Source organism: Caballeronia sp. GACF4 (assembly GCF_023631025.1).
Lineage (GTDB): Bacteria > Pseudomonadota > Gammaproteobacteria > Burkholderiales > Burkholderiaceae > Caballeronia.
In genome coordinates this window covers 135,455-148,717 of sequence record NZ_JALQDW010000026.1, presented here as the reverse complement: position 1 = coordinate 148,717, position 13,263 = coordinate 135,455, and the positions used below count along the sequence as shown (strand labels likewise).

Below are 13,263 nucleotides of genomic sequence, written 5' to 3'. Positions count from 1 at the left end.
ACGTTCGCTCAGAATTCGATGACCGCGCGCAGCTCCGCGCCCGTGGCGAGCCTTTGCAAGCCGTCGTTGATATCGGCAAGCGCGATATGCGACGTCACGTACTCGTCGAGTTTCAGCGAGCCGTCGAGATACGCTTTGGCGAGCATCCGAAAGTCGCTGGCCGGGTTCGCGCCGCCGTAGCTCGAACGTACGATCTGTTTCTCGCCCATGAGGCTCGCCCAACGAAACGATGCCTCTTCTTCCGCCGGCAGCTTGCCGAGCCACACGACATGCGCGCCGGGCCTTGCAAGCTCCACGCTTGTTCGCAGCGATGCGCGATTGCCCGCAGCCTCGAATACGTAATCCGCGCCGCGTCCCTGGGTCAGATCGGCATGCGCGGCAGCGAGGTTGTCGTCGGCTGAAAGCGCGTGAGTGGCGCCGACCGCGCGCGCAAGATCGAGCTTGTCCGACGCGCGATCCACCGCGATGATGCGCGCCGCGCCCGCGAGCCGCGCGCCCTGCACCGCCGACAAACCGACCGCGCCGCAGCCGATTACCGTCACGGTACTGCCCGGCTCGACCTTCGCGACATTCAGCGCCGCGCCCACGCCCGTCATCACGCCACAGCCGATGAGACACGCGCGGTCGAACGGCATCTCGTGGGGCACCTTCACCGCACACTCTTCCGACACCACGCACAACTCCGCGAAGCTGCCCGAATACATCAACTGATGCACGGGCGCGCCATCGTCGCGAAAGAGGCGAGGCGCGCCATCGAAATGGAACGACTGCGCCGCGTGATCGCGATACGGCTGGCAGAGAATCGAAAGCTTGCGCGCACAGTAAAAGCACGCGCCGCAATGAGGATTCCACGACGTGACGACATGGTCGCCCACCTTCACGCCGCGCACTGCGTTGCCCACCCATTCGACGATACCCGCCGCTTCGTGTCCCGGCACGAACGGAAGCGGCGTGCGCAAGTCGCCGCGCACCGCTTCGAGATCGGTATGGCACAGGCTCGTCGCCTTCACGCGCACGATCACATCCGTGTCGGCCAGATTGCCGAGCGTGACGCGCCTGATCTGCAAGGGCTCGCCTTTACGCTCCAAGACCGCTGCTTCGAATTTCGTGTTCGTCATGCGTCTAGCGTCGTCCGGTTGCGGTTTGTCCCGCGCCCTTGTAGAGAATGTTCAGGTTGCGCTCGCCGATCTGCTGATGCAGCGCGACGAACGCCGGGTCCAGTTCCTCGGTCGGACGCGGCTCGTGCTCGAAGGTGTTGTACGTATCGATGCCGCGCACGAGCGTGGCGCTGTCCTCGCCTTCGAGCTGGCGCACGTAAGTCGGGATATAGCGGATGGCATAGCCGATGCGCCGCTTGTCCGAATGGTTGGGCGGCGAGCCATGCACGATTCGCACATGATGAAGCGACATCTCGCCCGGCGCGAGTTCGATCGATACCGCCTGCGCTTCATCCACTTCCACCGCGACTTCCTGCCCGCGTGTGAGCAGATTGTGCTCGTTGAAGGTATCGCGATGCGGCATCTGGTCGAGCAGATGCGTGCCCGGCACGACCTGCATCGCACCGTTCGAACGGTTGCTCTCCGAAAGCGCGACCCACGCGGTCACGACATCGGGCTTGGACAACCCCCAATACGTCGAGTCCTGATGCCACGACACGTAAGCCGGGTCGCGCGCGTTCTTGATGAAGAAGCTGCTTGCCCAGACCAGCAGATTCTCGCCGTAGAGATCGTCGATTGCATCGACTACCTTGTCGTTGCGCACGAGATCGTTGAGCCACGGAAACAGCAGATGGCTCTTTACGTTGAGCGCCTTCTTCGCGAACGAACTTTTCTCGTGCTCGAAGTCCTCCAGGCGCTTGCGCAGTTCGAGCGCGGTCTCTTCGGACATCACGCGAATGGGCGCGACATAGCCGTGTTGCTGGAAATGTTCAACCTGTTGCGGGGTCAATGCCTTCAGCATGATGCGAGTCTCCTTTTTTCCGTGATTCAAGCAACCTGCATGCGCACCGGTGTTTCCAGCGCGCCGCGCCCGGAGGTAAAGCCGCCTGAGCGCAATACGCGGCCGTCTATCGCGCGTGCATCAGTGACGCCTGCGAGGGCCATCGTCATATCGAGTTCATCGCGGATGATTTCGAGCGCACGTGTCACGCCCGCTTCACCTTCCGCGCCGAGTCCATACAGAAATGCGCGGCCTATGTACACGCCGCGCGCGCCGCAAGCGAGCGCTTTCAACACGTCTTGTCCCGAGCGGATGCCACCGTCCATGTGCAGTTCGATATCGCCATGCACGGCTTCTGCGATACGCGGCAGCATGGAAATGCTCGAAGGCGCGCCGTCCAGTTGACGCCCGCCATGATTCGAAACGATGAGCGCGTCCGCGCCGATATCGCGGGCAATGCGCGCGTCTTCCTCGTCGAGGATGCCCTTCAGGATGATCTTGCCGCCCCACTGCTTGCGCACCCAGTCGATGTCCTGCCACGTGAGCGTCGGGTCGAACTGCCGCGCGGCCCAGTCGGCCATCGACGCGATGCCCGTCACGCCCGGCGCATGTCCGACGATATTGCCGAAGGTGCGGCGCGGCGTGCCCAGCATGCCCGCACACCAGCGCGGATAGCGCGACAGATGCGCGAGGTTGCGCAGCGTGAGCTTTGGCGGCGCGGACAGACCGTTCCGTTTGTCCTTGTGGCGCTGGCCTTGAATCTGCAAGTCGAGCGTGAGGACGAGCGCGGAACACCCGGCAATTTTCGCGCGATAAATCAGGTCCGCAATGAAACCGCGGTCCTTCATCATGTAGAGCTGAAACCAAAAAGGCTTCTGCGTATGCGCGGCGACGTCCTCGATCGAGCAGATGCTGACCGTCGATAACGTGAACGGCACACCGAAGCGCGCGGCCGCGCGCGCCGCGAGAATCTCGCCATCCGCGCGTTGCATGCCGGCGATGCCGGTCGGTGCAATGGCGACCGGCATCGAAACGGGGATACCAGCCATCGTCGTCGTGAGATTGCGCTCGCTGAAATCCACGGCGACACGCTGCCGGAACTGCAGTTGCGCGAAGTCGTCACTGTTCGCGCGATACGTCGATTCGGTCCACGAACCGGCATCGACATAGTCGTAGAACATGCGCGGCACGCGCTTCCTGGCGGCGATGCGCAGTTCCTCGATAGTCGCGTAATGTCGCATGATTTTTCGCCGTTACGCGAGTTCGGGTTGAAGCTGCAATTGAGGCTTGGGCGGTCTTACGAACACCGCGACGAAGATCGCGCCGAGCGCGGCGATCGCGCCGGTCAGCAAGAACGCGCTCTTGAAGTTGCCGGACCATTGCACGAGAAAACCCGTCAAGGCCGGCGCGACGATCCCCGCCAGATTGGCGATGAAGTGCACGAAACCGCCGACCGCGCCGACGCGCCGCTTTTCCACGGTATCGAGCACGATCGCGAAGTAGGTGTTGTACGACGCGTACATGAAGAAGACGGCGATGGCCATCAACGTGACCGCGCTCGTCAGGTCCGTCACCGTGCCTGTCACGCCGATGCACACCGCGCCCGCGCCCAGGCTCGTGATCAGCACGATCTTGCGCGCGAAGATGGCGCGGCCGGTCTTCTTGTAGATCCAGTCGCAGACCAGGCCGCCGACCACGAGGCCCGTCGCGCCGACCGCCCACGGAATCACGCTCACCACGGCCATCTTCTGAATGCTGAGGTGATGCGCCATCGTCAGATAGCTCGGGAACCACGACAGGAAGAAGTACAGGATGTAGGCGTAGCCGAAGAAGGCGAACGCGGTCGAAAGGATCGCTGGGCGCAGCAGGTAAGTGGACAACGGCGCGGGGGAGCCATCGGCGGCGAGGGCCGCGTCGTCTTGCGCGAGGGCTTCGGCGGATTCCTCGATGGGCGTCGACGGCTTGTCCTTCGCCAGCAGCAACCACGCGAGCACCCAGAGCGTGCCGACCGCGCCGATGATCACGAACGACATACGCCAGCTCGTCGCCAGCGCGAGAAAGCCGACCACGGGCCCCGCGATCGCCGCGCCGACCGACTGTCCGGAATTCGCGATACCGATCATGCTCGCCTGCTGCCTGCGCGGAAACCAGTTCGACACGAGCTTGTTGATGTTGGCGCAGAGCGGCCCTTCACCCATGCCAAAGACAATGCGCACGAGCAACAGACTGACGATGCCGACCGCCGTTGCCGTCAATCCGCAAAAGAGCGACCAGACGAGCATGGAGACGGCGAGCACGGATTTCGGTCCCCATCGATCCGCCGAATAGCCGCCGACGAAACAGAAGATCGCGTAGCCCACAAAAAAGCTGGAGAACACGATGCCGAGTTGCGCGGGATCGAGGTTGAGCTCGCGGGAAATGAGCGGCGCGGTGATCGATAACGCCGCCCGGTCGAGATAACTGATCGCTCCACCTACGAACAACAGACTTACGAGAGTCCAGCGCGCACGCGTCTCCATCGATGTCTCCTGGTGAGGGCCTCGGTTTGCGCTGAAAACGTTCAGTGCATCCAATGTACATTCAGCGTAGTTGAGACAAGCGGGGCGTGTCAATGAAGGAGTTGCAGGGGTAAACCTTTACGGCTTCGATCGGTGGAGGCGGAACGCTTCGCGTCGAACGGCCATCATCGGCGCCCTAAAGCTCCCCGCGCCCCCGCCGTTAACCGTTGTGATGGATGGCTTTTCGCCACTCCGGCCTTTGCCGATCCGCGCATCGCACCGACATGGACCAACTGACTGAGGTGTACACGCTGCCCCGCTTGCGGGCAGCCAAGTGGTTACTGCACGCGGGGCCGGACATCCCCCGCGCGATTCGCGTCGCCCTGGTCGGCAGTCTGTTCGGCACGCTGCCCATTTTCGCGGGCGGCGTGCTCAACACGATTCTCGTCGCCTGGGTGCTCACGCGCCGTCATCCGACCATCGCGTTTCATGTGTGGCTCGCGCTCGAAATCGCCGTGTGTTTCGTACGGCTCGTCGTGCTCGTCCTTGCGCGCCGCCGCGCGCGCGAACGGCGCGCCACGTTCACCGATCTCTACGTGCTGCTCGCGCCCATGTGGGGCGCGACGGTCGGCTACGGCGCCCTTGTCAGCGTGCTCTCCGGCGACTGGGTCGCGGCCACGCTCTCGTTTTTGTCTGCGGCCGCGATGGTCGGCGGCATCTGTTTTCGCAACTTCGGCGCGCCGCGTCTGGTCGCCGTGATGATCTTCCTGTCGCTCGGGCCGTGCTGCGTAGGCGCACTCCTGTCGGGCGAGCCGACGCTCTGGGTCACGTGCCTGCAGATTCCGTTTTATCTCTTCGCGATGAGCGCCGCCGCGTACCGCCTGAACGGCATGCTCGTCACGACGATGAAGGCCGAGCAGGAAAACGACCGCCGCGCGCGATACGACGAGCTCACCGGCCTGCTCAATCGCGCCGGTCTGTTCCGGGCGTTGCGCTCGCGCGTGCCAGGCAAGCGTTATCAGAACGATGAAAGCGCGCTGCTCTATCTCGATCTCGACGGCTTCAAGGCGATCAACGACGATCACGGCCACGAAATCGGCGACACGCTCCTCGCGCTCGTCGCGAAACGCTTGCGCCTGGTATCGGGCGAAGGCGCGCTGGTCGCGCGCCTGGGCGGCGACGAATTCGTGATCGTGACGCCTCCCGAAGCCGACCCGCCGGCACTCGCCGACACGCTCGTGCGCGAACTGTCGAAGCCATTCATGGCGAACGACGGGATGGCGCTTGGGATCGGCGTGAGTATCGGCATTGCGAAGTTCAGCGACGACGACCGCGAACTCGACGGCGTGTTGCGCGACGCCGACAACGCGCTCTACGAAGCCAAGCGCGCGGGCAAGAATCGTTGGGTGGCGGCAGAACGCTGGTTCAAGGCGGCGCGGCCATCCGGCATTCGTCCGGCGGCGCGGACTGCATGAGCCCGAAGCCCGAAGCCGGAAGCCCGAAGCCGGAAGCCGGAAGCCGGAAGCCGGAAGCCGGAAGCCGGAAGCTAAAATTTACCGGCTTCTGACGAAGGCAAGTAAATCGGTATTCGAAGTTCGCTGTTTTTACCGCTGAAGCTATAAAGAATATTGTTTTTCAATCGGTCCGGCGATTAAAAGGCATGCATGACTTGCATCCGAAAGGCGGGTTTCGCCGTATCGACTCCTAATCGATTCAGCTACGCCTTACAAGCGGAGTCAAAATTTCCTCTCCTCGCAAACGTTTGCGCAGGATTTTGTGTTTCAATACCAAAATAAAATATCGGCTGCGCTTTTCGATATTTCCGCGATTACAATTCGCGATCCGTCGATTGGAACAAGAGCTATGCACTCGCAATTCGAGGCTTCGACTCCGAACATGAAATCAAAGGCGGAACATAACCGTCAGGCGCACTTTCAGCGCTGGTTCGCTATTTTTGCAAGTCTCGCCCATTCCCGGCTGCCGCTTCCCGCTTATCTGCAAAGAGTCACGGATACCTTGAGGGAAGTTGCCGGCGTGGCGTCCGCGGTTGTCGAGTGGATCGAAGGCGATCAGCTCGTCTATTGCGCGGCGAGCGGAGTCGCCGCGAAAAGCGTCGGCACGCGTCTGCCCACCGCGGGCAGTCTTTCGGGCTTGTGCATCACGCGGCAACAAGCGCTCATCAGCCGCAATACGGCGAATGATCATCGCGTGGATCGTGCTGCATGCGAAGCCGTCGGTGCTGTCTCCATGGTGGTCGCGCCGGTCATTTACGAAGGCCGTTCGGTCGCGGTGCTGAAACTCATTTCAAGCGAACCCGATTACTTCAGCCAAAGCGATATCTCCATTCTCAACGCGTTTTGCGCGTGCATTGCGGAAACCTTTGCACGCGAGGAAATCGCGCAGGAGAACCGCAAACTCCTGCAAGAGAATCAAAGCGTCAATGCGGACCTGACGGTCGAATTGTCGTTACGTATCGAATACGAAAAAAAGCTTGCCGATGCCATGCGTCGTCGCCGCACCGTGCTCGACAACGCGCATATTGCGTTCGTCGCCATGGACGAAGCCGGCATGGTCGTGGACTGGAACGAGGCTGCGACCAGCCTCTTCGGCTGGCGCGCGCAAGAGGCGCTCGACCGCGAACTCGCGCAGCTCATCGTGCCGGAGCGTTATCGCGATGCGCATCGCGCCGGTCTCACGCGCTATCTCGCCACCGGCGAGGCGCGCATGATGAATACGCGCGTGGAACTGCATGCGCTGCGCCGCGACGGCAGCGAATTCGCCGCCGAGCTGACCATCAGCGAAGTGTGGTTCGACGGGCAGCGGCAGTTCGCGTGCTTCATTCACGACATCACGGATCGCCGCCGCGCGACGGAAGCGGACGAACGCCTGCGGCTCCTCATCCATTCGGTGAGCGATTACGCGATCTGCATGCTCGACCACGATGGCATCATCCGTTCGTGGAACGACGGCGCGCGCGCGCTCTACGGCTTCACCGCGCAAGAAGCGATCGGCCGGCATTTCGCGCTCTTCTATCTGTCGGACGAACAGGGCCGCGACCGTCCTGGCGACGACTTGCGCCTCGCGGCGGAACGCGGCCGCACGGAACACGAGGACTGGCGCACGCGCAAGGACGGCTCGGAGTTCTGGGCGCACGTCATTCTGAGCGCGCTGCCCGCCGCCGATGGCCGCGAAAAAGGCTTCGTCGCGATCACGCGCGACATGACCGCGCGCAGGCGTTTGGAAGAACTCGAGGCGTCGAGCCGCCGCATGAACGAGTTTCTCGCGCTGCTCGGCCATGAACTGCGCAATCCGCTCGCGCCCATCCGCAACGCGGTGAGCATTCTCAAACTGAAGGCTTCCGACGATGCCGATGTCATTCGCAGCCGCCATATCGTCGACCGGCAGCTCGCGCATCTGACCAAGCTGGTGGACGATCTGCTCGAAGCGGGCCGCGTGAGTTCCGGCAAGATCCGGCTCGCGACCGAGACCGTGGATATCGCCGATGTCGTGCACCTGAGTGTCGAAGCGAGTCAACCGCTTTTCGAGGCGCGCGGGCAGCGGCTCGACGTGGACGACAGCGGCCAGCGCCTCTTCGTCAATGGCGACCCGACGCGGCTCGTGCAAGCGCTCAATAACCTGCTCAACAACGCGGCGAAATTCAGTCCGCCCGAGTCGACCATCCGGCTGGAAATCGGTCCACGCGGCGGCGCGGCGCTTCTGCGCGTGACGGATCAGGGTCGCGGCATTTCCGCCGATGCGCTCGCCTCCGTATTCGATCTTTTCGTGCAGGAGCATGCGCCGGGCGCGCATCCGGATGAAGGCGGGCTTGGCATCGGCCTCACGCTGGTTCGAGCGATCGCCGAATTGCATGGCGGCCACGTCGAGGCGAAGAGCGGCGGCACTGGCAAGGGCAGCGCGTTCAGCTTGTGGCTGCCGCTCGCGCAACCGCCCACGCAGGGCATCATGCCGCCTTCCGCGCCGAATGCGGTGGCGAGCCGTCAGCTCGACGTGCTCGTCGTCGACGACAATCGCGACTCGGCCGACAGCATGACCTTGCTCGTCGATATGCTCGGTCACGCGGCGCGCGCGGCGTATGACGGCCCGGAAGCGCTGGCATCGTTCGGGACGACGCGTCCGCAAGTCGTGCTGCTCGATCTATCGATGCCGGGCATGACGGGCTTCGACGTCATTCGTCAGATGCGCGATGAAGGCAAGCGTGTGATCGTCGCCGCAATGACGGGTCTTGGTTCCGACGAAGACATGGCGCGCACGCGGGCGGCCGGGTTCGACGCGCATTTGGTCAAGCCGGTGGATTTGCCTGAGCTGGAGCGCGTGTTGGCGATGGCGGGGAAGTGAGGGTGTGCGGGCGGTTGGCGGTGGGCATCCTGCGGGCCTATGCCAAGCGTTGAGCCGTCGGCGTCAAGTCGCGACCGCCTGCGCCGCCTCGCGGACCACTTTTTCCGCTGATCCACGCGCTGCAGACAAGCGCAACGTGCGCGCTCAATCAATCGGCGCGACAATGCGTTATCGCTGACCCGCGCGCACTCATCGCCATGACTTCTTTCGCAACGCTTACGAATCTCTGGCAACTCGCCGGCCTCCCCGACGATGCCCTCCACCTCGTCGATCTACCCGGACACGACCCGGTGTTCCCGTCATCCTTCGCCGTGGGCGAAGCGGCGCAATCGACCATCGCGGCGGCAGCGCTCGCGGCCTCCGAGTTGGCTCATGCGCGCGGCGTCGACCGCCAGCGCGTGAGCGTCGACATGACGCACGCGGCCGTCGAATGCACCGACTGGTTCACGGTCGATGGTGCCGAACCCGAGACCTGGGGTGAATTCTCGGGCCTCTACCGCACGGCCGATGGCTACGTGCGCATACACGCAAACTTCGAGCATCATCAGGATGGCGCGTTGCGCGTGCTGGGTCTCGACCCGCACAGCGCCACGCGCGCCGATGCCGAACGCGCGCTGCTCGAATGGCGCGCGAACGATTACGAAACCGCGTGCGCCGAACGCGGCCTCGTCGTGACGATGCTGCGCAGCTTCGAAGAATGGGATGCGACGCCGCAAGCCAAAGCCATCGCCGCGCAGCCGTTGCTGAAGATCACGCGTATCGGCGACGCCGCGCCACTCGCGCTGCCCGCGCTCGACAATGACGCGCGCCCGCTGACCGATATCCGCGTGCTGGACGTCACGCGCATCCTTGCCGGTCCCACGGGCGGTCGAGCGCTCGCCTCGTTCGGCGCGGACGTGATGCTCGTGAATTCGCCGCATCTGCCGAACATTCCCGCTATCGCCGAGACGAGTCGCGGCAAGCGCTCCGCGCATCTCGACCTGCGCACGGAAGACGGTCGCGCGACGCTGTGGCGGCTGATCGATGACGCGCATGTCTTCTCGCAAGGCTATCGGCCGGGCGGGATCGCCGAGCTTGGCTTCGGGCCCGAGGCGCTGGTGGCGCGGCGGCCGGGCATCGTGTACGTGTCCTTGTCGGCTTATGGCACGGAAGGTCCGTGGGCGGATCGGCGTGGCTTCGATTCGCTCGTGCAGACCGCGATAGGCTTCAACGCCGCCGAAGGCGAAGCGCAGGGCGATGGCAAACCGCGAGCGCTGCCCATGCAGATGCTCGACATGGCGAGCGGCTTTCTGATGGCGTTCGGCGCGGCCGCCGCGCTATGGAAGCAACAAACGGAAGGCGGTAGCTGGCACGTGGAGGTTTCGCTCGCACAGACGGGACACTGGCTGCGCGGGCTTGGACGTATCGACGGAGGGTTGAAGACGGCGCGGCCGGACATCGCCGCATACACCGAGGAAAGCAAATCGGGTTTCGGCATGCTGCGCGCGGTCACGCCGAGCGCGCGCTTCGAGCGCACGCCGGCGGGTTACGCGAGGCCATCGGTGCCGCCGGGAACGGATGAGGCGAAGTGGTGAGTTCGTGGCATGGGCGGCGATTTCAAACGCGACATGCAGAACTTCGCATCAACTCAAGTAACCAAGATGCTCCGCAAGGATCACACTGCCCACGCCGATTAGAATCAGCCCGCCCAAGATCTCCGCGCGCTTGCCGATAGTCGCGCCGACCAGCCGTCCGACCATCACGCCGATGGTCACCATGAGCATGGTTGCGAAGCCGATGGTCGCGGCGGTCGAGAAGATATCGACATCGATGAACGCGAGGCCCGCGCCGACCGCCATCGCGTCGATGCTGGTGGCAAAGCCCGTGACGGCGAGGACCCAGAAGGAATGTGAATTGGGCTTCTCTTCTTCGTGAGCCGATTTGCTTAAGCCTTCGCGGATCATGCGCGCGCCGAGCACGAAAAGCAGGCCGAAAGCGATCCAGTGGTCCCACGCGGTGACGTATTGCGCGGCGGCGCGGCCGAGCGCCCACCCGACGAGCGGTGTGAGCGCCTCGATTACGCCGAAGATGACTCCCGCCTTGAGCGCCTCGCCGATGCGCGGTTTATGCAGGCTCGCGCCTTTGCCCACGGCGGCGGCGAAGGCGTCGGTGGACATGGCGAAAGCAAGGAATACGGTGGAAGCGAGGTTCATCGAGTAGCGCTCTGGTCTGGTCGGGCAAGCACAAGGACAGAAGGCGCGCCCGACCGGAAGCGCATTCTGTCGATGGTCTTGCCAACCTGTGACGGCTGCCCATGCCACGGTCGAAAGACCGAGCGTGTTGACATGGACGCTTTCCCGGGCGGGAAAGCCGGCTACTCCCCAACGAAGAAATGCGAGCTTAACACGACAGATCACCCGATCCGGACCATTGGGTTAAAGTGGGTTGCAACGCCGCATCCCTAACGCTCAGGAGGCACCATGGAGGCAGAACACATCACCCAGTCAGAAGCCCGCGCGGCCGTCGAGCGTCTTTACGCCGCCTTCGCGCAAAAGGACGTGAACTTGCTGCGCCAAGCCGTGACGTCGGACTGGGAATATCTGCCTGAGCCGGCCGGCTTCGAGGCCGGTCCCGACCAGATGATCCCGATCTTCGCGGAGATGGCGGCTGCGCTGCCTGACATGCGCATCGAGATTCTAGACATGCTCACGCAGGACAATCGCGTCGGCGTGCGCGCGGAAGTGAGCGGTACGCAGTCCGGTCCGTTGATGGGCATCGCGGCGACATCGAAGCCGGTTCGATTTGCCATTCACTCGTTCCATGAGATACGCGATGACCGTGTGTCGAAGACGTGGCATCTGGAAGACTGGTTGAGCGTGTTTCGGCAAATTGGCGAAGTGCCGCGCGATATTGGATCGGATGCGTAATTCGAGAACGCGCGAAGTCGATTGAAACGACAAAGGTCAGAAGCATACGTCGTTTATCATTCTCTCCAACACGTCGTGGGCGGCGCGTCGCGAATTTTCTATTTTCAAATGCGCCGCGCATTGCCCGCTGACTATTCAGCTTTGATTTTTCCGACCAAATAAATCTCGCAACGCGCTTGCTTCTGAAGCCTGAATCGCTGTCGCCATTAAGATTACATCCTCCGCTCTTCGATTATCTCGCAAAGATAAGCGCGGCTCGTGAAAGTGACGCGATTAAGTCTTGATTATCCCGTCTGTCACCGTCTATATTTCTCGACGCACCGCGCCATTCCCTTCGGCAAAAGGCGCGGCCCCGCTTGCGCTTCACGTTATCAGCATCGCGCTATTCACCTGTCTTCGCGTTCGCGAATGAATTTAATTTTCCGCGACATAAGCGAGCACACGTCATCGGCTTGTTTTGGATTATGCAAATCGCTCATCGCTTAATTAGTTTTTGCAGAAACACAAAACCTGTTTTGCCTGCGATCTTTTCAGCAAGTCTGTTATTAACCGCTTGCGGTGGTTCGGACAGCGCTAACGTGCCATCGAGCGTCGATGATTCACGCTATCGTCATCACGCCGCGTCCACCGCCATAAATCCTGTCGCCAGCGATTTATTCTACGGAATGAACGGTCACAACAGTTACGGCGATGTCTATTATCTTGCTGGCGCCGCCAGACAATTAGCGCAGCTTCAGGATCTCGGCATCAAACTGTATCGCAACGAGGTGTATAGCAAATCAACCGCCATGCGTCTCGCCAATGTGGCCAACGCGCTGGCCGCCGGTGGGGTGACGGTGTACCCGGTGATCTTGATGGGCATCGATTTCGCCGATGAAGACTCCGCCTACCAATCGGCCTATGCGCTCGCGCGCGACGTCGTGAGTGTGCAGCGTTACGCCTACTACGAAGTCACCAACGAACTCGGCTCGGCAACGGTCGCCGGATGGGTGGACGGCGTGCGGCCCACGGACTTCGACAACCAAAAGTTCCAGATTGCGCGTGGCGTCATCCGAGGCATGATCGCCGGCATCAAGTCGATGGACCCGTCGGGCAAGATCGTCATGGGCGGCAATGCGTGGATGCAGTACGGCTTCGTGACGATGCTCGCGAACGGCACACAGCCGGACGGTTCGGACGGGCATCCCATCGTGACGTGGGACATCACGGCATGGCACTGGTACTCCGACCAGGGCAACATCGAGCACGCGTGCGGCGGCACGGGTTGCTACAACGTCATCGGCGCGCTTGCCCGGTTCGGCAAGCCGGTATGGATCAATGAAATGGGCGTGCGGCCCGACTTCGGCACCGATCAGCAAGCGGCCGCCTTCCTTGCCAACGACATGCTCGGCGGCCTGAGAGCGATCGCGGTGCGCTACGACATCGAATCCTTGCAGATCTACCAGCTCTACGACGATCCGCCTGGCGGCGAAGGACCTTACGGCGTGATCCTCGACGACGGCCAGACGCCCAAGCCCGCCTACGCCGCCGTGAAGCAATTCATCGCCACCAATCCGCGTCCATGA

10 protein-coding genes and 1 riboswitch are annotated in these 13,263 nt (G+C 62.7%); of the genes, 5 read left to right on the top strand and 5 right to left on the bottom strand.

The annotated features are described in order from the left end of the window. Nucleotides 1-8 precede the first annotated feature (8 nt). From NCR40_RS24595 to NCR40_RS24580, 4 genes are read right to left on the bottom strand one after another with little or no spacing between them, the layout of a single operon-like run. On the bottom strand, nt 9-1,118 hold the full coding sequence (locus NCR40_RS24595) for a Zn-dependent alcohol dehydrogenase (protein WP_250510940.1): 1,110 nt from the start codon (nt 1,116-1,118) through the stop codon (nt 9-11). A 4-nt stretch (nt 1,119-1,122) separates the two neighbouring features. Then, nucleotides 1,123-1,959, bottom strand: coding sequence for a phytanoyl-CoA dioxygenase family protein (locus NCR40_RS24590; RefSeq protein WP_244830965.1), 837 nt, complete (start codon nt 1,957-1,959; stop codon nt 1,123-1,125). Nucleotides 1,960-1,985: 26 nt separating this feature from the next. Further along, a complete protein-coding gene (locus tag NCR40_RS24585; RefSeq protein ID WP_250469186.1) occupies nt 1,986-3,179 on the bottom strand; it encodes an alpha-hydroxy acid oxidase in 1,194 nt (397 codons plus the stop codon). A 12-nt stretch (nt 3,180-3,191) separates the two neighbouring features. After that, on the bottom strand, nt 3,192-4,457 hold the full coding sequence (locus NCR40_RS24580; protein WP_250510939.1) for an MFS transporter: 1,266 nt from the start codon (nt 4,455-4,457) through the stop codon (nt 3,192-3,194). A gap of 263 nt (nt 4,458-4,720) precedes the next feature. On the opposite strand from NCR40_RS24580, the gene NCR40_RS24575 reads away from it, so the two are divergent. The 3 genes from NCR40_RS24575 (at nt 4,721) to NCR40_RS24565 (ending at nt 10,366) form a co-directional block, all read left to right on the top strand. Beyond that, nucleotides 4,721-5,911, top strand: coding sequence for a GGDEF domain-containing protein (locus NCR40_RS24575; protein ID WP_244830968.1), 1,191 nt, complete (start codon nt 4,721-4,723; stop codon nt 5,909-5,911). 421 nt (nt 5,912-6,332) lie between these two features. After that, nucleotides 6,333-8,792 carry a hybrid sensor histidine kinase/response regulator gene (locus NCR40_RS24570; protein ID WP_250469183.1) on the top strand — a complete coding sequence of 820 codons (2,460 nt, stop codon included), beginning with the start codon at nt 6,333-6,335 and terminating at the stop codon, nt 8,790-8,792. A 197-nt stretch (nt 8,793-8,989) separates the two neighbouring features. Continuing rightward, nucleotides 8,990-10,366 (top strand): CoA transferase, encoded by a 1,377-nt coding sequence (locus NCR40_RS24565; RefSeq protein WP_250469182.1) that lies wholly within the window; start codon nt 8,990-8,992, stop codon nt 10,364-10,366. Between the two features lie 48 nt (nt 10,367-10,414). Here the strand turns inward: NCR40_RS24565 and mntP are convergent, their stop codons facing one another. Further along, nucleotides 10,415-10,984 carry a manganese efflux pump MntP gene (gene mntP, locus NCR40_RS24560; protein ID WP_250469181.1) on the bottom strand — a complete coding sequence of 190 codons (570 nt, stop codon included), beginning with the start codon at nt 10,982-10,984 and terminating at the stop codon, nt 10,415-10,417. Nucleotides 10,985-10,998: 14 nt separating this feature from the next. Next, a riboswitch (yybP-ykoY riboswitch) is annotated at nt 10,999-11,166 on the bottom strand. A gap of 85 nt (nt 11,167-11,251) precedes the next feature. On the opposite strand from mntP, the gene NCR40_RS24555 reads away from it, so the two are divergent. Both NCR40_RS24555 and NCR40_RS24550 read left to right on the top strand, forming a co-directional pair. After that, a complete protein-coding gene (locus tag NCR40_RS24555) occupies nt 11,252-11,698 on the top strand; it encodes an ester cyclase (RefSeq protein WP_250510938.1) in 447 nt (148 codons plus the stop codon). A gap of 356 nt (nt 11,699-12,054) precedes the next feature. Continuing rightward, complete coding sequence (locus NCR40_RS24550; protein ID WP_250510937.1) at nt 12,055-13,263, top strand: glycoside hydrolase family protein; 1,209 nt, start codon at nt 12,055-12,057, stop codon at nt 13,261-13,263.